The sequence below is a fragment of the Methanobrevibacter sp. genome, from assembly GCF_030539665.1.
Taxonomy (GTDB): Archaea; Methanobacteriota; Methanobacteria; order Methanobacteriales; family Methanobacteriaceae; genus Methanocatella.
In genome coordinates this window covers 269,356-291,596 of sequence record NZ_JAUNXR010000001.1, presented here as the reverse complement: position 1 = coordinate 291,596, position 22,241 = coordinate 269,356, and the positions used below count along the sequence as shown (strand labels likewise).

General features: G+C 35.4%; 24 protein-coding genes. 4 read left to right on the top strand and 20 right to left on the bottom strand.

The features are described 5' to 3' along the window. Window positions 1-7: 7 nt before the first annotated feature. On the bottom strand, window positions 8-490 hold the full coding sequence (gene rplJ / locus Q4P18_RS01385) for a 50S ribosomal protein L16 (RefSeq protein WP_303334730.1): 483 nt from the start codon (window positions 488-490) through the stop codon (window positions 8-10). A gap of 272 nt (window positions 491-762) precedes the next feature. On the opposite strand from rplJ, the gene Q4P18_RS01380 reads away from it, so the two are divergent. From Q4P18_RS01380 to Q4P18_RS01370, 3 genes are all read left to right on the top strand, one after another. Continuing rightward, window positions 763-996 carry a KEOPS complex subunit Pcc1 gene (locus Q4P18_RS01380; RefSeq protein WP_303334729.1) on the top strand — a complete coding sequence of 78 codons (234 nt, stop codon included), beginning with the start codon at window positions 763-765 and terminating at the stop codon, window positions 994-996. Window positions 997-1,030: 34 nt separating this feature from the next. After that, window positions 1,031-2,593, top strand: coding sequence for a serine--tRNA ligase (serS, locus tag Q4P18_RS01375; RefSeq protein ID WP_303334727.1), 1,563 nt, complete (start codon window positions 1,031-1,033; stop codon window positions 2,591-2,593). 159 nt (window positions 2,594-2,752) lie between these two features. Further along, window positions 2,753-3,970, top strand: a complete 1,218-nt coding sequence (locus Q4P18_RS01370) for a hypothetical protein (RefSeq protein WP_303334725.1) — start codon at window positions 2,753-2,755, stop codon at window positions 3,968-3,970. A 47-nt stretch (window positions 3,971-4,017) separates the two neighbouring features. Here Q4P18_RS01370 and Q4P18_RS01365 read toward each other — a convergent pair whose 3' ends face one another. Then, window positions 4,018-5,082 (bottom strand): nucleotidyltransferase family protein, encoded by a 1,065-nt coding sequence (locus Q4P18_RS01365; RefSeq protein ID WP_303334723.1) that lies wholly within the window; start codon window positions 5,080-5,082, stop codon window positions 4,018-4,020. A gap of 125 nt (window positions 5,083-5,207) precedes the next feature. Here Q4P18_RS01365 and Q4P18_RS01360 point away from each other — a divergent pair, with 125 nt between their 5' ends. Continuing rightward, window positions 5,208-6,458 (top strand): dihydroorotase family protein, encoded by a 1,251-nt coding sequence (locus tag Q4P18_RS01360; RefSeq protein WP_303334721.1) that lies wholly within the window; start codon window positions 5,208-5,210, stop codon window positions 6,456-6,458. Between the two features lie 51 nt (window positions 6,459-6,509). On the opposite strand, the gene Q4P18_RS01355 is transcribed toward Q4P18_RS01360, so the two are convergent. The 18 genes from Q4P18_RS01355 to mcrA form a co-directional block, all read right to left on the bottom strand. Further along, window positions 6,510-7,751, bottom strand: coding sequence for a 4Fe-4S binding protein (locus Q4P18_RS01355; RefSeq protein WP_303334719.1), 1,242 nt, complete (start codon window positions 7,749-7,751; stop codon window positions 6,510-6,512). Between the two features lie 16 nt (window positions 7,752-7,767). After that, on the bottom strand, window positions 7,768-9,192 hold the full coding sequence (locus Q4P18_RS01350; protein WP_303334717.1) for a Ni/Fe hydrogenase subunit alpha: 1,425 nt from the start codon (window positions 9,190-9,192) through the stop codon (window positions 7,768-7,770). Between the two features lie 2 nt (window positions 9,193-9,194). Continuing rightward, the gene (locus Q4P18_RS01345; protein WP_303334715.1) at window positions 9,195-10,121 is read right to left on the bottom strand and encodes a F420-nonreducing hydrogenase; all 927 of its coding nucleotides are present in this window, start codon (window positions 10,119-10,121) and stop codon (window positions 9,195-9,197) included. Between the two features lie 16 nt (window positions 10,122-10,137). Beyond that, a complete protein-coding gene (locus Q4P18_RS01340) occupies window positions 10,138-10,563 on the bottom strand; it encodes a hydrogenase iron-sulfur subunit (RefSeq protein WP_303334713.1) in 426 nt (141 codons plus the stop codon). 297 nt (window positions 10,564-10,860) lie between these two features. After that, on the bottom strand, window positions 10,861-12,105 hold the full coding sequence (locus tag Q4P18_RS01335; protein WP_303334711.1) for a SufD family Fe-S cluster assembly protein: 1,245 nt from the start codon (window positions 12,103-12,105) through the stop codon (window positions 10,861-10,863). Beyond that, window positions 12,077-12,835, bottom strand: a complete 759-nt coding sequence (locus tag Q4P18_RS01330; RefSeq protein ID WP_303334709.1) for an ABC transporter ATP-binding protein — start codon at window positions 12,833-12,835, stop codon at window positions 12,077-12,079. The genes Q4P18_RS01335 and Q4P18_RS01330 overlap by 29 nt, the downstream gene beginning before the upstream one ends. A gap of 79 nt (window positions 12,836-12,914) precedes the next feature. Next, window positions 12,915-13,181 carry a PRC-barrel domain-containing protein gene (locus Q4P18_RS01325; protein WP_303334707.1) on the bottom strand — a complete coding sequence of 89 codons (267 nt, stop codon included), beginning with the start codon at window positions 13,179-13,181 and terminating at the stop codon, window positions 12,915-12,917. 62 nt (window positions 13,182-13,243) lie between these two features. Next, window positions 13,244-13,846, bottom strand: coding sequence for an NTP transferase domain-containing protein (locus tag Q4P18_RS01320; protein WP_303334705.1), 603 nt, complete (start codon window positions 13,844-13,846; stop codon window positions 13,244-13,246). 27 nt (window positions 13,847-13,873) lie between these two features. Then, the gene (locus Q4P18_RS01315; RefSeq protein ID WP_303334703.1) at window positions 13,874-15,337 is read right to left on the bottom strand and encodes a methanogenesis marker 14 protein; all 1,464 of its coding nucleotides are present in this window, start codon (window positions 15,335-15,337) and stop codon (window positions 13,874-13,876) included. Between the two features lie 115 nt (window positions 15,338-15,452). Further along, entirely contained in the window at window positions 15,453-16,385 is a 933-nt protein-coding gene (mtrH, locus tag Q4P18_RS01310) for a tetrahydromethanopterin S-methyltransferase subunit H (protein WP_303334701.1), read from the bottom strand. A gap of 23 nt (window positions 16,386-16,408) precedes the next feature. Further along, complete coding sequence (gene mtrG / locus Q4P18_RS01305; RefSeq protein ID WP_303334699.1) at window positions 16,409-16,648, bottom strand: tetrahydromethanopterin S-methyltransferase subunit MtrG; 240 nt, start codon at window positions 16,646-16,648, stop codon at window positions 16,409-16,411. Between the two features lie 11 nt (window positions 16,649-16,659). Further along, on the bottom strand, window positions 16,660-16,866 hold the full coding sequence (locus tag Q4P18_RS01300) for a tetrahydromethanopterin S-methyltransferase subunit F (RefSeq protein ID WP_303334697.1): 207 nt from the start codon (window positions 16,864-16,866) through the stop codon (window positions 16,660-16,662). Window positions 16,867-16,878: 12 nt separating this feature from the next. After that, window positions 16,879-17,595, bottom strand: a complete 717-nt coding sequence (mtrA, locus tag Q4P18_RS01295; protein ID WP_303334695.1) for a tetrahydromethanopterin S-methyltransferase subunit A — start codon at window positions 17,593-17,595, stop codon at window positions 16,879-16,881. Beyond that, a complete protein-coding gene (locus tag Q4P18_RS01290; RefSeq protein ID WP_303334693.1) occupies window positions 17,596-17,925 on the bottom strand; it encodes a tetrahydromethanopterin S-methyltransferase subunit B in 330 nt (109 codons plus the stop codon). Window positions 17,926-17,937: 12 nt separating this feature from the next. Beyond that, window positions 17,938-18,747, bottom strand: a complete 810-nt coding sequence (gene mtrC, locus Q4P18_RS01285) for a tetrahydromethanopterin S-methyltransferase subunit MtrC (RefSeq protein ID WP_303334691.1) — start codon at window positions 18,745-18,747, stop codon at window positions 17,938-17,940. Window position 18,748: 1 nt separating this feature from the next. Continuing rightward, a complete protein-coding gene (mtrD, locus tag Q4P18_RS01280) occupies window positions 18,749-19,450 on the bottom strand; it encodes a tetrahydromethanopterin S-methyltransferase subunit D (protein WP_303334688.1) in 702 nt (233 codons plus the stop codon). 12 nt (window positions 19,451-19,462) lie between these two features. Then, entirely contained in the window at window positions 19,463-20,341 is an 879-nt protein-coding gene (gene mtrE, locus Q4P18_RS01275; protein ID WP_303334686.1) for a tetrahydromethanopterin S-methyltransferase subunit E, read from the bottom strand. A gap of 240 nt (window positions 20,342-20,581) precedes the next feature. Beyond that, the gene (gene mcrA, locus Q4P18_RS01270) at window positions 20,582-22,237 is read right to left on the bottom strand and encodes a coenzyme-B sulfoethylthiotransferase subunit alpha (RefSeq protein ID WP_303334684.1); all 1,656 of its coding nucleotides are present in this window, start codon (window positions 22,235-22,237) and stop codon (window positions 20,582-20,584) included. Window positions 22,238-22,241 lie beyond the last annotated feature (4 nt).

The following is a 22,241-nucleotide window of genomic DNA, read 5'->3' as shown; positions in this document are numbered from 1 at the left end:
AGAAGAATTATTTGAGTAATTCTTGACCTCTATCAACCACAATTCTACAAGGAACTGGGAATTTCATTGAAGCTCTTTTCAATGCTAATTTAGCATCTTCAAAGTTTTTAGGTTGAATCTCAATAGTGATAACTCTTTGACCAGCTTTTAAGATAGCTTCAACACTAATAGGTTTACCGAAAGCGTTTCTCATACCACTTTGTACCCTATCTGCTCCTGCACCGGTAGCCATTGGGTTTTCTCTTACAATGTGGTGTGGGTAAGTTCTTAATTTCAAGTGGTAACCTAATCTACCAGCTTTTCTTTGCATTAATCTGTTAGAAGCAATCCTTGCAGCTTCTAAAGAATTGTGTCTAAGATGAGTAGGTTTTTTAACAACTAAACTTACTGCAACTGGAAACTCTTCTCTTAAATTACCCATATCATATTGTACAATTCTTGAATTTGGGATTTTTCTAATATAATCTCTTCTTGTATAAGCACGAACCATTACAATTCCTCCACAATAAATAAATAACACAAACTTCTCGTTTGATTGAAAAATAGCTATTTAAAATAGTGACCTTACTAGCTATGTAAACATTATATATTTATGAATATATAGAATACTTAATTATTTTATTTTAATTATTAATAAATGTTACCATAATTTAACAGTAAAAAAATTAATTTTAAAAGAATAATAAGATAATATAAATCCATACTAAATTTAAATAATAATTATATATATTGAAAAACATACTTTTTAAATGTTGAGATATTATGAAAATTAATGGAGAGCTTAAATTAAGATACAACAACTCGAGAGATTGTGAAACTGTATTTAAGAGTTTGGAAATCGACAATAAAAATTTCATTGAATCGGAATACAATGAAAATGAAATAACATATAACATTTCGAGCGAATCACTTGGCAGCTTTCTATCGACTGTTGACGATTTGATTGCATCAGAAATTGTTGTTGAAAAAATAATAGTCTCTACTAACGATAATTAATTTATACGGAAAAATAAAAAAAAGGAGCAAAAATATGAAATTTAGATTAAACGGATCAGTGACATTTAGTAAAGATGCTAAAGACGCTGAATCAGACATTAGCGAATTTATTAATCAGGCAAATAGCGAAATACTTTTGAAAGGACTTGGAAGTGCAGATGAATCCGAAGCTGCAAGAATAACAGAATGGGAACTTGATGGAGATAAATTAAATCTTACCATTGAATCAGGTTATAAAATTAGAGCTCACGACGGATTGCTTAGAATCAAAAATCCTTTGAGCCAACTGTTAGGAAAAAAATATCATTTGGGTGTAAGAAAACTCCATATTGATGAATATGAAGTTACAATTCCAATAGGGGAAGGAGAATATAGTTTTGATTTAGATTCCGCTAAACAGTTTACACAATTAGAAGATATAAAAATAAAAGATGGTGCAGTATCCTTTTTAATTAAAGACTTGGATGAATCAATCATTAAAAAACAAAGTGTAAACAGGATCATCAAACAAGTAGCTAAAAAACAGGAAGAAATTGCAATTGGTGAAGATGGTGAGGAATTAGACATCACATACAAATTAAATGCAACTCCTGGAGAAATTATAGCTGAAAGTGAAGAATTTGAAACATATTTCGAAGGGGATATGACTGAAGAATCAATGAAACGTGGATGGGTAAAACCATTCCCTGGAAAAGGACAATGGTTCTACGGTCCTGAAATAACCGCCCTTGAACGTGCTTTAGAAGAAATTATTGTAGAAAGAGTCATTGAAAAAATAGGATTCCAAGAATGTTTATTCCCAAAACTTATCCCGATTAACGTTATGGAAAAAATGAAATATCTTGAAGGATTGCCTGAAGGAATGTATTATGTAAGTGCTCCAAAAAGAGATCCTGAAACATTTACCCAATTCAAAAACGAGTTAATAGTGAATAAAGAGGTCCCTATAGACTTATTAAAAGAAGGGCTTAAAGATCCAGGTTACGTGAATGCAGCTGCTCAATGTGAACCATTCTACCAATTCTTCTCACATGAAGTCATAGACGAAAGCGAATTGCCAATCAAGTTCTATGATAAAAGCGGATGGACCTACAGATGGGAAGGTGGAGGTGCAAAAGGCCTTGACCGTGTTCATGAATTCCAAAGGATAGAATGTGTATGGATGGGAAGTCCAGAGGAAGTAACAAAAATCAGGGATGCAACCCGTGATTTATCACATGAACTTGCAAACGAACTTGAACTTGAATGGTATACTGAAATTGGAGACGACCCATTCTATCTTGAAGGAAGAAAACAAGACGACAGAGGAATTGAATATCCTGATGTTGCAAAATATGAAATGAGATTAAAGATACCTGGTCAGGAAAAAGGTGTGGCAGTTGTTTCAGCAAATGTCCATGGAACACACTTTATTGAAGGTTTTTCAATTAAAGAAGCTCATGGTCATAAAATTTGGACAGGATGTACCGGATTTGGAATTACAAGATGGGTATTCGGATTTATCTCACAAAAAGGATTCGATAAGGAAAACTGGCCACAACTTGTAAAGGATAAGCTTAAAGAAGCAAAATCCCCAAAAGTATTAACTTGGCCATGATTAATATTGGTCCTTTTAAATTTTTTTGATGATTTTTCAGCAAAAACAAATATAATTTGAAACAAAATCGATTATAAAGAAAAATTATATATAATCTGAAAATTAAAAATATCATAAAATAAAAATTTGTGTTTATTAACTAAAAGAAGTGTGAAACATATGGAATGTCAAAACCATCCGGGAAGAGAAAGTACAAAAACATGTGATATATGTGGAAAATCTATTTGTGACGAATGTAGTATTGAATTAGCTGGCCAAACATATTGTAAGGATTGTTTAGAAAATATTGTTGGAGGAAGTAAAAAAGAAAGCACTCCAGAACCTATTGTGAAAGAGCAAAGCATTTCAGAAACAATACAGGAAATGGACAATGCATATGCAAACAATGAACATGATTACTTTGAAGAACCCCAAGCACCTTCATTTAAATCAGAGATTCCAAACAGAGAAAACATTCTTGAAGATGTTTTGGGAAATGACAGTCAGAAATCAATGTATTCCCAATATGACGAACCACAATTCGCTTCTCAAAGTTATAGTGAACCACAAACACAATTTGACTTTAATGAACCTATAAACAGTAATCCTTATGACATAAATCCAAAGGTTGAAGAAAGTTACTATGCACCAAAAGATACACAAATTAACCCATATCAAGAAAATGTGCAACAAAACAACTTCGACGACGGATTCATATATCCTGATCACACTTATGAACCTCCTGAAATTCAGGGTTACCATAACGAACCAAATTATGACAGTTATCTAGATGACTTATACTTTGACGAGCCAAATATTCCTTTAAGCGAACAATTGGCCAAAGATGAAGAAAACTTCGGTTCCCTAACAAAAAATCCATATGAACCTGTTGAAAGAACACAATACGCAGAAACCATTTATGAACCTGTTGACAAATCAAAATACACTGAAAACATGTATGAACAACAATATGTTCAAAATGACCCATATGCTCCAAATAGTCCATATCAACAACAACCTGGAGAATTGCAAAGGGAAAGTTTCTTAGATATAAATAATGTCACATACAACAACCCTCAAGGAGATTACATACCTCCAAGACAACATTATCCTCAGCAAAATGAACACTATGGACAACCATCCATTAGACAAGGACCAAACGATGCTGGAATGAGGCCGTCAACAAGATCAATCCGTAATATTCCAACCGAAAAGCAAAAAGAACCGATTGGAGCAGTAGACATTCTTTTGACTATAATATTAATAATTTTAATAATTGTTGTAGTGTTCTACATTGTTTATATATTCCTATTAAGTTCATCATATCCGACATTCCTAGATGCGATTTACGGATTATCAAACCCAAGCGCATTCTTTAGTAACTTAATAGGCAAATAAAATTTATGATGAGTAAATAAGAACTATTTACTCTTAAAACTTTTTTTTTAAAAATTAGCTAAAACAACATTTTTATGATTTATTTTCTCTTTGAATTTTTGTAAAACATCCTCGTTTTTATAACCCAGTACCCTGATTACAGATGGATAATAATCAATATAGCTGGAAATATCTTCTTTGGAGACATTCGCTTCCAATACGCTTAGGATACGTGTTTTGAAAAATCTTGAAAATCCCTGATCCAAAATATCATATATTTCATCAATGCTGTTGAATGGGCGATTATCAAGAATTTTTTGAGCCAAATTATCATTGAACAAATTTAAATTGGACAATTGCTCAAAACTTAAATTGTTGGCATTATCAATTATTCTTTCATCATACCTTAAATCATGTAAAGGTGCCCTATTGCCGTCAATTTCCCTTTTTAGAATTTCTATTGTTTCTGCAGGCATCATGTCCCTTACCAATTCAAAATCATTGTTTGAAACACTTTCTCGAATTTTACTTCCGGAAACTCCTGAAATTCTTTCAACGAATAAAAACTTATCTTTAAAATCAAATCCTATTTTTCTAAGGGATTTTGAAAAACTTACAATGACATAATTGTCTTCAGCCAACTTGTCCTTAAGAAGAACTTCCTTTGTTTCCATATCTACAATTTTATAGGGTTTGGGAGCAATTCCATGACCTAAACTTATTCTTTCCAGAATTTTATCAAAGCCATCTACTGGATTATATCCCCTGGGAATAATATCCGTATTCAGGGCTTTGAACATTTTAGAAAGAGCTAAAGAATATTGGCCTGAACCCATTATTCCCATGGGAGGGCCTTCAACAACAATGTCGGCACCTACAGAAATTGCTATTTCAGCCCTAACTTCACGAGGCAATATATATGGAAGGCCCCTCCCACTTCTTTCAAATAAACCCGGCACAATAGCTACAAACAACGCATCAGGAAACTGTGACTTTGCAACATTCATGCAATGAAAATGACCGTTATGTAAAGGAGAATATTCAGTAAAGTCGGCGATCAATTTAACATTATCATTTCCCTCTTTAAAACAATCGTTTTTTCGGTTCTCAAAATCATTTGAAAAAATACTCATGTCCCTTTCATTGATGGATTTTACAAAATCATTAAAATACATATAAATAAAATTTATTTTAAGCATAAATAATCTTTTCTTTTAAAAAAGACATAACATCAATAAAGAATTAATGAGGGTCAAAAATGGATTTGATAATCAAAAATGCAAAACTGATAAACCATCCTTGGGAAAGCAACATAGGCATTGAAAATGGGAAAATAGCTGAAATTTCAAAACAACCATTGAATGGAGAAGAAAAAATTGATTTGAAAGGAAATATCTTGCTACCCGGATTTATCGATCCGCATGTGCATTTTAGAGATCCGGGCCTAACAAAAAAAGAGGATTTTAGAACAGGCAGTGAAAGTGCTGCAAACGGAGGATTTGCAACCGTAATTGATATGCCCAACACATTGCCAAAAACCAATACATACAAAGATTTTAAAGATAAGCTAGCTATCGCTGAAAAGAAAAGTATCGTGAACTTCAAATTGCAGGCAGGAGTGAATACATATGAAGAAATGGAAAAAATAGTCGGACTTGAACCTGCTTCATTTAAAATATTCATGGATCTGGAAACTGATGAGGAGCTGGAAAAAATATTTCATGATTTAGGAGAACTTAGAGTAAGAAGCGATTATAATGGGCTTGTTGCAGTCCATGCAGAAAACCAGGCCATTGTTAGAGCTGAAAGTGAAAAATTAAAAGACAGTACCAATCCTATTGACTACAGTTACGGAAGACCTGATGTTGCCGAGGACGTTTCAGTAAAGCAAGCAATAGACCTTGCGTATAGAAATAATTTAAGATTGCATATCTGCCATCTAAGTACAATTAAATCATTAGATTTAGCAACAACTGCTAAAAATTTTGTAGACATAAGTACGGAATTTACACCACACCATTTGTTATTGAATAATGATTCATATAATACATATGGTACAATAGTAAAAACCAATCCTCCACTAAGGGAAAATGAAAAAAGCATACAAATAGCAAATCTGGATGAAAATTCAATAATAGGAACAGACCATGCCCCACACACACTTGAAGAAAAGAATCAGGGAACATGGAATTCATCACCAGGAATACCAAATCTTGAAACAGTAGTGCCCCTATTGCTGAATGAAGTTAACAAAGGAAACATAAAACTAGAATTAATACCTAAAATCCTATCAGAAAATGCTGCAAAAGTATTTGGACTTGAAAATAAAGGAGAAATAGCTATTGGAAAAGATGCAGACTTTACAGCTATCGATCTAAATAGAGAAGGCACTATAAATATTGAAAAATTCAAAACAAAAGCAGAATATTCACCATTTGACGGTTTCAAATACAAAGGCGAACCAATACTAACAATAGTAAATGGAAAAACAGTAATGAATAAAATATAATTAAAAAACTTTTTTTTTAAAAAAAAAATATTTAGGTGGGAATTAATCCACCTATTTATCATATAATGCGTGTTCAGGACATACTTCGATACATTGACCACATAAAGTACAGAATCCTTTAATTGGTAATTTATCATCATCAGTTAAATGAATCATGTTATATGGACATGCAACGACACAGTCACCACATTTAGTACATTTTGAAGGGTTGAACTCGATTCTGTCTCTGAGTTGGAGTTTGCCGTCAATCATTTTTTCGATAGAACCGACAACTAAAGCATCTTCAGGACATACTGCAGCACAAGCTCCACATCTAATACAGTTTACAAATGAAGGGTCTTCATCAGTTTGTACTAAAGATGGGCAAGCCATACCGGTTTTGGTTACAACACGAATAGCTTCGGTTGGACATTTATTAGCACAAGCACCAATAAATTCACATTTTTCTGGGTCATAACCTAAACCTTCTGCATTTACAGGGTGTGCTTCTCCCCATTCAACTACTAAGTCTAAAGAATCAGTTGGACATACCTTTACACATAAACCACAAGCAGCACAGATTGAAGGAAGCTCAATAGTTAAGTTACCTGAAACTTTCTTAATGAAGTCACCAGGACATGCTTCTACACAAGTGTTACATCCGATACATCTGCTTGCATCAAAGGTAAAGTCAATGATTTCTTTTTCACGTTTAATTGGGTATTTTTCTGAGATAAATACAGCGTTCCAAGGACAAGTTTGGGAACATACACCACATTTGATACATACTGATTCATCGATAGAGATGGTTCCACCGATTTTATCAAGAGTAATTGCATCAACAGGACAAGGTTCTACACAAGTTCCACATCCTACACAATTTACGATGTAAACTACACCTTTACCTTCAAGATCGATACCGCAATCTTTAGGTTCAATAATACCTGGAATACCGATAACTTCAACAGGACAGATTTCTACACATTGTTTACACATTACACAGAAACCTTCTACTTCCATGTTTGGGTTATCTACAACTACACAGGTTTTTTGTGGACAGACTTCTTCACATTTACCACAACTGGTACATAATGAGGAGTTGAAAGTTAATCTTGGTTGGTCAAGTGCATTTTCATCAACAGTGAACATTTCTACTTTTAATGCTCCTTCTGGACAAACTTCTGCACATTTTGGATCTTCTCCACACATGTCACAGTGTTGGATATAAGTTGGAGTTACAGTGATGGATGAAGTTGGACATGTACCTTGACATGCTCCACATTTAATACATCCATCTTCATTAAATACAATCATTATTAATCCCCTTTATTTAGAATTTTTTAATGATGTTTCCTTCGCTGTCTACAATTTCTACTTCAGCTAATCTCATTTGACTATCCATGGTGTGGGTAGCACAGGATAAACATGGGTCGTAAGCTCTAATAACCATTTCCATTAAATTGAAGATTTTATCATCCACTTCTACACCAGGTTTGATGTAATCTTTAGCTACTTTTTGGATACCTTTTTCCATAGCAGGGTTGTTTTGGATAGTAGCTACAACAATGTTAGCTTCGGTTACTAAACCTTGATCATCAGTTTTATAGTTGTGGATTAAAGTACCACGAGCAGCTTCTACAATACCTGCACCTTCACCAGCAGTTCTTTCTAATTCATCTGGGAATTTTTGACCAGATAAGTCTTGGTCTAATGTGTCAGCAGCACATTCAGCAGCAGCTAATAATTCGATAAGTCTAGCCCAGTGGAATAATAATGGAGCTTGAGCATATCCGAATCTGTCACGGAAGTCTTCTAATGCAGCTTGTGCTAATGGTGCAGCATCTGGCATTTTGTCACAAACGTTAATCCTTGATAATGGTGCTACTCTGTAGATACCTTCTGGGTAACCTAATTCTTTAATGTAAGGGAATTTTAACCAGGAGTATGGTTTTACGTGTTCAGCAACAACATCTTTGTATTCTAAGTTGTTGTATTCGCAGTAGATATTACCATCTTTGTCTTTTATTCTTACGTCACCGTTGTAAACATCCCATACACCATTGTTTACGAGACCACAGTGTCTGGTGTCACCAAAGTTACCTAAGGTTTCGACTAAATCCATTTTACTTTCTAAAATAGGTACTGCTAAGTCTAAGGTAGCTTGTGCTAACTCAATGTTTCTTTTAGCTCTGTTTAATAAATCTTTTTGGGTTTCAGCGTCTAATTCGGTTGAAATACCACCAGGGGTGGATGAAGTTGGGTGAATTGGACGACCACCGATTTTTCTAACCATTTCTAAACCGTTTCTTCTGATTTCAATTGCTTGAAGTGCAATGTCAGGTTGGTCTTTGATGATTTGGAAAACGTTTCTGTTAGTTCTGTTTGCGTCAGGAATAATGAAATCTGGTGCAGCTAAGAAGTAGAAGTGAAGTGCGTGAGAGTGCATGAATGAACCCCAGTTCATAATTTCTCTCATTTTGTATGCTGCAGGTAAAATATCATCATCTTTGAATCCGAAGATTTGGTCAGCAGCTTTTGCAGCAGCTAAGTGGTGTTGTACATCACAAATACCACAGATTCTAGGAACGATTCTTGCAATTTCTTCAATAGGACGACCTTGTAAGAATTTTTCGAATCCTCTGAATTCCATAACATGTAATCTTGTGTCAACAACTTCTCCAGCGTCGTCGAGGTGTACAGTAATTTTTGCGTGTCCTTCAATACGGGTTACAGGTTCCATAGTAAGTTTTACCATAATTATTCTCCTCCTTTTTGCATTTTAACAGGTACTAAAGCTGCAGGTAAGGTGTAAGTGTAGAAAGTACCTACAATATCATCTAATTGATCAGCTACTGCTTCTGGGTCGACAGTTTTATCTTCGTCTACACCGTAGTCAGAAGCGATTGCACTAATCATTTTTGCTCCTTGATCTAATACTTTAGAAGTAGGTCCGTAACATCCTCTACATTGGATAGCAATACTTGGACATTCTGCTCCACATAATGAAACAGTAGCAGGACCCAAACAGATTAATCCTTGACTAATTAAACATAAATCTGGTGCAGGAGCTCCGAGTTCGAATTGTCTTTTAATGAAATCCATAGCTAAACCTTCAGGTGGTTTTTCTCTAGGACAAACTTCACAAAGGTTGGTAGCTGGTAATTCAATAGTTTCACCATTTAATAATGCTAATACTGCTTGAGCAACAACATCAGAACGTGGTGGGCAACCTGGAATCATTAAATCGATATCCATTACAGAATCTAAAGGTCTTACTCTGCTTTCGAGATGTGGTACATCTTCGTGTGGAATAATACCTTCTGGGTTTACAGTGGAAACTGAGTTTACGTAAGCTTCTTGTTCTAATTCTTCAACGGTCCATAAGTTTCCGAGACCTGGAATACCACCGTAACATGCGCAAGTTCCGTAAGCGATTACCATGTTAGCTTTTTCTTTTAACATTTCAGCTAATTCTCTGTTTTCATCGTTTCTAATTCCACCTTCTACAATGAGAATATCTAATTCAGGTACTTCATCATATTTGGTATCCATAAGAACAGGTGAGAATTTGAAATCAGCTAATTCCATAACATCTAATAATGATTCGTGGAAATCTGCAATAGATAAGTGACAACCAGAACATCCACCTAACCACATAGTTCCTATCTTAACTTTATCTGCCATAATTAACTCCTCCGATTTAGTTTTCAGCTTGGATTTGACCTTTTAATGGTGCAGGTCCTAATTCTTTGATTCTGTTAACCATCATTTTAACAGCTTCAGAGAATTTTTCACCTTCAGATGCGGAAATCCAGTCGTGATGGACTCTTTCTTTACCGATTCCCATATCTTCAACTAATTTATAAACTAATCTCATACGACGATCTAATTTATAGTTACCTGCATCGTAGTGGCAGTCACCCATGTGACATCCAGCTACAAATACACCGTCAGCACCTTCTTGGAATGCTTTCAATATAAATTGTGGGTCAATTCTTCCAGAACACATTACACGAATAACTCTAATATTCGGTGGGTATTGCATACGTGCAGTACCTGCTGTGTCCGCTCCTCCATAGGAACACCAGTTACAACAAAACATTACAATTTTTATATCATCAGCCATAGAGTTTTTCCTCCTCTATAATTTACATTTTGAAAATTTCCAAAATATAATTTGTTTTTTTAAAAAATTTTTTAAATTCGTTGTTTTAAGACAAAATTTGCATAATGCCCTAATCAAATTTAATGTACTTAATGAGCTAGCTCAGCATAACATTACGTACTGTATATTATTTATATGAATAATTAATATAAAGGTTACTTAGAATACCAAGCCAAAAAGTTTATATACTAAAACATTGAGGCTTATAAAAATTCGTTTGTAATAAAACAAAAAAAGAAAAAAAGAAGAATAAAGGGATTACATCCCATCTAAACTCATATCAATCATGGATTGTGTCTCTTGAGCGAGTTCATCAGGCAATCCAGTAATATCCATGCTTAAAAATCCTCTTACAATCATAGAAGCAGCATCCTCTTCGGAAATTCCTCTTGCTGTTAAATAATTGATTTCATCTTCATCGATTTTACCAACAGCCGCTTCGTGAGACATTTCAAGATTTGCAGAGCTAGCTTCCAATTCAGGAACCGCATAAATCAAACTATCATCAGATAGCACTAACCCATGACATTCCAAATGTCCCCTTACTCCAGGAACTGTTCCAGCCAAGTGACCTCTTGAGTAAATTTGAGATTCATCCTGTGAAACAGCACGAGAAATAATCTCTGAACGAGCTCCAGGAGCATTTAAAATAGCCCTTGAACCTACGTCAATTATGGAATCCTTTTTACCCCCTTGAATACTTTGGAAGATTGCTCTTGAATTAGCACCATCACAGTAAGCAGTAGGATATGATTGTAAAGTACTTACAGGACTTGTCAATATATAATTGTTTAAATAAGTAGCATTTTCAGCTAACTTGACACCAGTTCTAGGACGAACTTCAACCTGTTCAGCCCAATTGTGAATCATGGTAAATGTTATTTTAGATCCTGGTTTGAGATACATCTCAGAAACACCTACATGCATAGCTGATGAAACATCATCACCAGTTGCACAACCGGTAATCAAATGAAGCTCAGAATTCTCTTCAGCAATGATTATGTTATGCGCTGTCTGCATAATATCCTCATCACTGATAAACATGCATGCCTGAACCGGGAAAACCTCTTTGGTACCTGGAAGTGATCTAATAAAGTAACCACTTTTTGCACCATCCTTTTCTTCACGTAAAGCGGTCTTAGCAGTATACTTATCAGCGTCAGGCTTAACGACTTGCCACATATAATCTTTTAACCAGTGATATTTCTCTAAAGCTACACCAATATTCATGATTTCTACAGAATTGGATATGGAATTATTAGTGAAAATATTACTTTGGTCAACTTGAATAAATGAACCTGCCCTTCCATTCTCTTCAGCATCTACACCTACTTTCAAAAGAGAATCCTTAGTTTTCTTAGATAAGTCACCTAAATCATCTAAAATCTCTTTAGCATCGATATCTTCATCAGTAAAATTTTCGATGGTTACATCCACTCCCAAAGGAGCCTTTTTATCTTTAGCTTTTTCAGCATCATGAAGAACATTGCGCACACTCAACACATCCCTTAAAACCGTTTTCTCTAATATCGTCGATAATCTCTTTCGGATTACCTGAACAAGCAATTACACCATTCATCAAAACATGAGCCTTGTCAGCAGTTACAAAGTTTAAGATATAACCTAAATGAGTAATCAATAGACCGCTTCTTTTTCTTTGATCATGTTTTAATCCTTTATCCAATAAAGTTCCAATCTCGCCAGCAATCAATTCCACATTTTCAATATCCACACCAGAATCTGGTTCGTCAAACATAGTAAAATCAGGCATTTGAGCTAAAAGTTGTAATATTTCTGATCTTTTAACTTCCCCTCCGGAAAATCCAAAGTTAACATCCCTATCTAAAAACTCATCGCTAAATTTTAATTTTTTAGCCAATTTTTCCATCCTTGGATTTAAAGGTTCGTTAACGTCCTGATGAGATTCTATCTTAATTAAATCCCTTACAGTAACACCCCTAATTGGAGGTGGGGTTTGGAAACTAACACCTATACCTAATTGAACACGTTCAGTAGTAGATAAATTTGTAATGTCCTTTCCTTTAAAGAAAATGGAACCGTTAACGACCTTATATTGAGGGAAGCCCAATATTGTTAAGAATAAAGTACTTTTTCCAGCTCCATTTGGTCCTAAAAGAACATGTGTTTCTCCTTCAGCAATGGAAAGATTAACATCTTTAAGAACAAGTTTACCTGCTACTTCAACAGCTAAATCTTTAATTTCGAGCAACATATTTATCACCATATTAAAATATAAACTTCTCATTAATAAATGTTATCAATAAATGAAATTTTAAAAAAAAGAAAAAAAATTATTCGGAGACTATAATAAATTCTCCAACTTTTTCTACTTTAGCAAAAGGAACTAACAATACATCATCTGATCTTTTAGCACCTTTAACATGAATATTGCGTCCTGGCTCTACCTTAATAGCAATATCTACAATTTTACCAGTTTTTTCATTGATGATTAACTCATCTAACACTCCTAAAATACGAGCATTATTAGTAGCTACTTGATAATTTTTAATTTCACTCCATAACTTTTCTTCTCTTTTAGGAACTTTTTTATTTTCCATAGAATCACCTGATTAATATAATATTATATTTATCTTAACTTCATCATATTTAAATTTATTAATTATAAGTCTCTATGAACTTCCTCAGCAATTTTTGCATCCTTTAATGTGTTTACATTGAGAGCTAATTCTTTTTTGGGAATTGTGAATTTATATTCGTCCTGGACAATGTTTTCGCTTCTAAGGATATTTAGTCCTGAAGGAACCAAACCTTCAAACTCATAAGAATATGGGAGATCCAATTCTTTGAAAATTTCTACAGGAACCAAAACAGACAATGCATCTTCGCTAACTGAATTATATTTTTCGATTGTATAATCAATTAAATCCGTAGAAATGAATGGCAAATCAGCATTAATAAACAATAACGAATCGTTTTTGGAATTTTTTTCAAAACTTTCCAAAATAAAACTCAAATCATTCAGATAGCTAATTCCTGGAGTATCGAATATTAAAAAATCATGAGATAACCCTTCAACATATTCCCTAGTTTTTGGAGTGTTTGGACTGGTGGCAATAAATAATTTATCAATATATTTAGATGCGTTTAAATTATCAAGTGTATGTTTAATCAAAGGTTTGTTACATAAATTAAAAAGAGGTTTCTCAACTGGCGAATTTAGCCTTGTCCCTCTACCTCCAGACATGACAATAGCATAAATCATACAAATCAAAAAAAGAAAAGAGAAAAATTAAATTTTTCCTTGCATTTTCATTCTTTGTTTAAGAATACATTTCCCACCTTGATGTCCACCAACAGGGTTTTTAACAGTACCCATGGAATTCATACAACGAGCCATAATAGCAGAACCCAAAGCAAGACCATCCTCAACAAATACTGTGTCTTTAAATTTATCCTGAGAATATTCTAAAATTAATTCAGGCTTACGTCCAGTAATACCTGCCCTACCGGTAACCCCTAAAACAGAACCTTCAGTAATCACATTATTCTCAAAAGCAACATCCAAAACACGATAAACTATATTGGCACTTACATAATCCATAGTAGCAAGCAAGGTTGGAAGACCATCAGCATCATAGAATTGCTGACCCAATTCCATCAATTCAGGTATGCCATCACCATTAGTACCAACATCACAACCAATCAAAATGTTACCCGCCTCTTTTGCAGCCTCAACATCAATAGGGACGGTACCGAAACGGGAGTAACCTTCAGGAACTTTTCTGATATCAATAAGCTTATGAGCTTCCTCCGCATTAGCCTTAGCTTTTTTGGTGTTAGCCTTCTTAACCAACTTATCGGAATATAAATCAAGAGCAGCCCCACCGTTTTTGTCAACCTGACCAGAACCACGAGCTAAAGAGTCAGAAATAACACCTGCCAAACCTAAAAAGTTACCAACAGTACTAGCATAAGGCTCATCATCATTAACAATCCTTCCAGCCAAGGTAGAACCGAAATCAAGACTTACACAAGGATTCCTATAGTCAACTTCAGTCCATTTAGCACCTAACTTGATACCTGCAGTAACAAGTTCACCTTCCATTTCGTTAGCAACAGACTCCTTACCTTTAGGAGGTACAACACTTACAACCGCACCATCAAACATTACATTTTCCAAAAGAGTATGTTTTCTAAGTCTTTCAGGCAGTTGGGAAGGACTCATAGCAGGAGACATCTTTCTTGGAGGAATACCCGCATCCAAACAACCGTCAGCCAAAGCAATAACAAGTTTACCTGCCTCTTCAGCAGTTGCAAAACCAGCAGTAACACCAGTGGATCTTACAACAAAATCAAGATCCTCATCCTTATCGACATTAGCTTTTTTAAGGGATTCCAAAACAGTATCTTTAATTAGTTCGGCTACAGCCTCTTTAGAAAGTTCAATACCCCAAACAGTTTTACCGAAAACCTCTTCAGACGGTTTAGGTGGTCTGATATCCCTTGTCATCTTAACAGTTTTATTAAGCAAATAACATTCACTATTATTTAAATTAGTAGCAGTTACAATAGATTTAGTAGTAGTGTTACCAAGTTCAACAGATGCAGTTACATAAAAAGTGTCGGGCTTTTTAACAACACCAGGACTTGCAGGACCCGCCTTTTGAGCTCTTAAAGCATCCAATTTGCTTTCATGAGATTTAGCTATAATAGGCTTAGGACCTCTTTTAAAAATTTTATCTAAAAAAGACATTGAATAAACCTCAAAAATTAAGTTAGTTTATAATATCTTTTTAAAATAATATAAGTTTTATTAAAAAATTTTAGTTGAAAAAAAAGTAAAAAAAGTAGATTAGAAATAAACTAATCTATAATAAATTGTTCATTGGGTGGAACTCTACTGCTTCAGTTCCCATATCTTTTGCTGCTTCTGCAATAAACATATCAGTTTGTGCTACTGCAGGGAAAGCGATAGTTGCGTTTTCGATAGGTCCAAAGAGTACGAAGTCTCCTCCACACATAACTTGGATAATGTTTGCTCCAATATCACATACAGTGAAAGCTTCTTTGTTTTCTTTTTTGTAGTCTCTTAACCAGTCCCATGCGGAAGGTACGTTGTGAATACCGGAACCTACTGGGTATCCCCATTTAGCTTTTTCTGCGAAGGATGCTCTAGCAGCAATACCTGCACCTTGTCCTAAAGGAGTTACAGCAGTATCCATTAAGAATTTGTCAATACCACAGTCAGCTGCGATGTCGAGTAAACCTTTGTCTACTGCACCGTCACCGTGATCCCAAATACCGATTTTACCATCGATGGTAGCGTTCATTGGGTTGAATCCTAAAACGATGGAAGCGGAAATATCGGTTTCTGCAATTGCATCTAATTCAGATTGTTCAGCAGCCATGTTAATGGAGTTGTAAATAGCTCTTTCGGTTAATCCAATTTCGTCAGCTAACTGTGCACCAGCTACTCTAGCTTCACCAGAAGTAGAATCGATAAGGAAAGGTTTGTCACAAATATCCCCTACAAATTCAATGTATTTAGTAAGAGCTTCTGGAGTTTGTCCGAATACTTGTACAATACATGGATTACCTGTAACATCAGTCATTTCTTCCATATCTTTAATTAATTTTTCTGCTCTATCTTTGTCAAAATCACCAGTTAATTCATCATTGATGATGTTGTGTCCACCATAAAAGATGGTTCCTGCTAATACTGTTGGGTATTCACCTGGTTGTCCCCCAATTTTTACACCAGCAATATCGTATACTGTTTGTTCTTTATCAAACCTAAACATTAAAAATCCTCCTTAAGTACATCCTATAATAACATTAACATAGCTTGTAATAAATTATATTTGAGCATTACAGCTAAAATTATAAGACCTAATATCATTCCATATAAAATTCCAACATCTCTTCCAGTTTGTTGGCCTAAACGTTGGTAGTATTCACCAGCAGTAAAATCTACTTTTTCTTCAGCATCATCTAATTTAGCGATGATAGCGTTGTAATCGTCTGCTGATACCATTACTTGAGGTATTGAATTATCTTCACTCATTTATAACACCTCTATACTCCACATGCTTTTGCAATGAATGGTATAATAATTACTAAAAGAATAGCTAATAAAATTCCAATAGCGAATCCTTTTACCCTAGTAGTTATTAAACCTGCAAAAAGTTTTCCTTCTCTAGCAATAAGTTTAGAACCGTATTCCATATCATCAGAGACATTTTTAATACCTGACATGTTTGGTTTATTAGAAATTCTTACCATAACTTAATCCCCCTAGAATAATATGAATAAAGCACCAATTACTAATGTAAAGATTAATCCAAGCATAATACCTTGAACTTTACCTGCATAGTTACCTGCCATGTTTTTCTGTACAGCACCAATCATTTTCATTTTGGTGTCTATATCTCTCATTCTAGCTTCGATCATAGCGGTTTCAGCAGAAACAACTCTCATTTCTTCTCCTGAATCCTCATCGTCACCATCATCATCTACAGAGATAACCATTGCTTCTTCTTCGAATGCACCTGGATCTTTTTCTACACATTCACTGATTTTTGCGTTAATAGCGCCACTGTCTTCAACATCAATCATATCTACAATTTCTAATTGTTGTTGGAATCTTTCTATTCCGTCTAATGGAATGTTTTCTACGAAAGGAATAGCACCTACAGCACCATTAATACTTTTCTTCTCTGGGTCACATCCATTTTCATGTAATGCTACAATACTTTGACCAGTAATGTGACCTTGTACTTCAGCACCAGATAAAATTAAAAATCTAATGTTAGGATTTGAAATGATGTTTGCAACTACTTTTTCTACTCCTAAGTTTTCAGTTTTACATGGTCCTGCAATTGCTGCACCTGATAATTCTCCTTCAATGTGTGAAGCTAAGGTAGTTACAGCAACTGGACTTTCTGGGTCTCCTACAATGTAGTCCCCACTGATAACCGGCCAGCCTTCAGCTGGTGCCTTTTTATCTGCCATCTATAATACCCCCAATCCGATTAAAACAGGCATTGCAGCAAATATGATGATAATTGCTAATATAAATCCGTATACAGTGTTTGTTAACATACCTGCAGTTACATAAGATCCTGCCCTACCTGGGTAAGAACCTGAAGGACTAGTATAAGGATCTAATGAATCTATTAAATCATCAGCTGCTTGTTCAATTTTTGTGACTGCTTCGTTTACATCATCCATAGATAATATAACTACGCCTGAACCTAAAGAAGCTCCTAAAATACCACTTGCAGGATCAAGAGCTAAATTCATTTCAGGTACAATTTGAACCATTGGTAACATTTCAACCATAATTATACCTCCTTATTCCTCTACTTTAGGCCAAAGACCAGCCCATTTTACAGATGCAGCAGCTTCGAATGAAGCTTTTACGAAACTTCTAAATGAAATAACCCATCCGATTAATCCAATAATTACAATTGCAAACCATGCGTATTCACCACCAGCAACAACAGATAAGATACCAGTGATTACCATAGCTAAGAATGCAGTTGAACATGCACATTTAAGGGTTCTTGCTTGATCTTCGTTAGGACCTAAACATGCGTTGAATGGGTGTTGGATAGCCATAGTATTCATAATGAAGAATACTGCAATAAAACCAGTACCAACAACAGATGCTAAAATTTCTTCAATAGCATAAGTTCCGGTTACAGCTGCGGAAAATGCTAAGATAGATAAGGATGCAGCACCTGCAATTTCAACAGTACATCTTTCCATAATTGGGATTTTCATTCCAACGATTTTTTTAGCGATTACTGCAACAATAAGACCGATAATCATTGCAAAGATTAATGCTAAAATAGGACCAATAATGTCCATTGCAATAGTGTAAGCAACACCAATACCTGCTAAGGAACCGATTACACCGATAGATAAACTCATGTAACCAATAGATGGTACACCAGTACCTAAACCGTAACTTGCTACTCTACGAATAGCATCTGCTCCCCATACAATAGCACATACAGCACCGAGACATGCTATTACAGGTCCGATAGTTGATTCAACACCACTTAAATAAATTCCGATAAGTCCACCGATGATACCTACAATAAGTAAATGTACTGAGTTAATATCACCATGAGCTTCTCCACTTCCAGCGACAGACATCTTAGATACCTCCTGTTAATAATACACAGAATATTCCTAATACAATAGAAGCAATAAGACATGCTACTGCACCAGTACCTATTCTTTTAAACTTAGGATCAGTGAAACCTTCAATAGTACCACCAATGTTGTAAGATGCAATTACAGAGTTGATGAAGAAAACAGTTACACCAAGAATTGCAGCTAAACCTACAGTGATGATAGGGTCGGTTACAAAATTACCTTCAGTAGCAGCAGTATTAATAGCATAGTAAACCATACCTCCACCGAAACCACCGAAGAGACCACCGATTAAACCACTAATGTAAGATGCGAATGGTACACCGTGACCTTCAGTACCAGGAGTTTTGTATTTTTCTTGGTTACGGCCAGTGAATGGGTCAACTTCTACTTTTGCAGCTGCAGGTACAACACCTACACCATATACATATATGTAGTTAGCAATAAGCATGGTAATACCCATCATAATCATTGCACCGATTGCACCACCAATACCAATAATATACCAAGGTTCACCTGTCATAGTAGCAGCAGTAATAAGACCGGTTAAACCAGCACCAGCTGCTAACATAGCAGTACCAGTACCTACACCAGTAGCTGTTGCCATTGCTGCAGGAGCTCCTCCTACAGGAATGAAGTGTACACCAGCACCGATGAGTACTCCACCGATTGCGACAAATATAATTAAAGTAATTGGATCCATAATGAAACCTCCTTAATCTTCCTCATATGGTCCATAGGTATTTCTTGCAAATACTTCAACTCTATCATTTAAGATGATTAAAATAATAATAAGAATAATACCTGAAATAATTCCACCATATACTCCAAATACAACAGTGTTCCAGAAACTGAAGAATACAACAAGACCGAAACAGAATCCAGTAATTGGACCACCAAATTTAGCACAGAAGTTACCAACATCAATAGAGTTTTTAGCACCTAATGGAGCTTTGGTTACAATATCCCCTTGGATAGCTACAGGAGTACCTCCTCCGAATGGGAACTTTTGATATTCGCTTTCTGCACCATAGTGTACATCCCCGGTAGAAGAACCGATAGCACCGAGAGCAATACCCCAAAGCATTGCTAATAAAGGTAATGGGAATACATGTAAAGCAGTTCCATTAATTGGAATAACCATTAAGTAAGAAATTCCAACAATACAAAAAGTAGTTATAAATCCGTGACCTACGATAGGTCCTAATGACTCAGTTACAACATCCATAAACAATGGTTGTTCGAATTGTGATTGACCAACAATCCTACCAAAGTGAGCTGTTACTGTATAAATTCCGTGAACTAATGCAGCAACACAAGCACCGATTGCAATAGATACAATAGGCATTAAACCAAAGGTAATTAAAATAAATGCAACAGCACCCGCAATACCACACCAAGTACCATAAGCGACTGGTTCACCAGAAGCCGCTTTGTTAATCATACGGTGTAAATGTCCCATTTGTGGAGCAAGTTGAACTTGTGAGTTTGGGTTACTTTGAGATCCTATGTCAGATTCAAGGTCCTCAGCAGCCCCACCAATAGTTGCAACTGCACCCATTAATGCAACAACACCTAATGTTACAGGGTCCATAAATTTTTTCCTCCATATTTTTTATTAAATTAACCATTTAATAAACGTGAAAATAATAATATTACTCCAATATTATTACATTAATGTAAAAAAATATATTTTTACAATATCAATTAAAATTGATATAATTAATTTTTCTTAATATTAATATAAAAAGTTTGCTAATTAATCTTTTAATGCATGTTACTAATTTATGAAAAATAAATAGGTGAAAGAATCACCTATTTACAAAGTTTGAATCTATTTTGCTGGGGTGATTGCAGTTCTTTCACCGGATGGTTCGAACTCTCTTAATGCACCTTTAGCAAATTCTGCACGAGGTTTACTGAAGTCAAAGATTAAGTTTTTGTCAGCAAATGCAATTTTTACTAATGGGTTGAAAGCCCAAGCGTCTCCACGAGCTGCGTGAGGTGCTTGTGCGATACCTGCATATTCACCTTGGTGACCTACGTTCATTGCGTAGTTAGGGTAGTTAGGACCTCTCATTTCGAGTGGTAAACCTTCATCGTTTCTGATGGAGAAGGTGTTAGCTGCACCACATTGATCTTGTAAATCGAAACCGTAGAATCCTAATCTGGAGTGTTGTTCTTTGTGTAAGTACATACCTAAGTACCATGCGCTTAAACCAGTTTGAGCGTTACCGGTAGCGAATGCGGTTGAACAACCTGCAGCTGCGGATACAACGGAAGCTCTTTGAGATCCACCGAAGTGAGTTTCGAGTAATGCTGGGTATTCTTCGTATTGTTCTAAGGAGTAGAAAGTAACTTCAGTACCTACATCAAGAACAGTGTCCATGGTGTTAGGTGCTTCGGTTAATCCACCGTATTTGTCTTCTACGTAATCTTTACCGTAGTAAGTGAAGTCATCTAATACATCGTCAGTGTAAGCTGCGGTTGCGTATTGAGTGAATCCTACACCACCAGACATGTAAGAACCTAACCAGATTTGGTCGTATAATGCAGCACCTAAAGCTACTACATCTAAGGTAGTACGTACTGGGTCGTCAGGGTTAACTCTGGAAGATTGACAGATATCTGCCATGAATCCGAATGGAACTCCACCAAGCTCGTTTTCTGCTCTTGCTCTTCTTACAGGTAAGTAAGTACCCATGTGAATAACTTCTGCGTGTTTGGATGCGTATGCGAAGTCACCAGTAGCTCCTTCACCAGCACATTGGTTGTATGCGGAAATCATGGACATACCGATTTGCATAGCAGACCATCTTGAGGTGGTACCTCCGTCACAAACTCTTCCTACGATACCAGGAATTCTTACAGCTTGCCATACACTTCCACCTACTTCAGCTTTTAAAGCTTCAGCTTGTTCTTCGTTGAACTCTTTGTTGATGTCTAAAACGAATGCGGAATCAATTTCATCTGCTAATTCATCGTCACCAGTAAATACTTTTACGTAACTGTCTGAAACTACTAATGGGTCAGTTTCTACCATGTGTTCTTGAACTACTGCTGCACCAGGCATAGCGTGGTTTACAGTTTCTAAGTATTCAGTAATGGTTTCTGGAGTTACTTCAATACCTAATCTTTTTTCGAGAACGTTGTGAGCAGTGTTTAAACCTACAATTACGGTTTTTCTGATGTCGTCCCAAGCTTGTTGGATAGCTGCGTTGTTAATAAAGTGTAAATCGTCACCTTCAACAAAAGTATCGGTAGTGGATAATTGGTAGGACATTAAAGCTCTTTGACCTAAAGGAGTACCAATGTCTGGGTTGTACATTGGGATTCCTCTTTTTTCAGCGATTTCTTTAGCTTCTGCTACAAATTCACTTTTTCTTGGGGATTGTTTCCAACCGTCCATGTTATAAAAAGTAGTCCTTTTATCAGTAGGATCTTCTCTGAATTTTTCATTCATTGCATGTAAAAATTTCTTATCAGCCATGTTT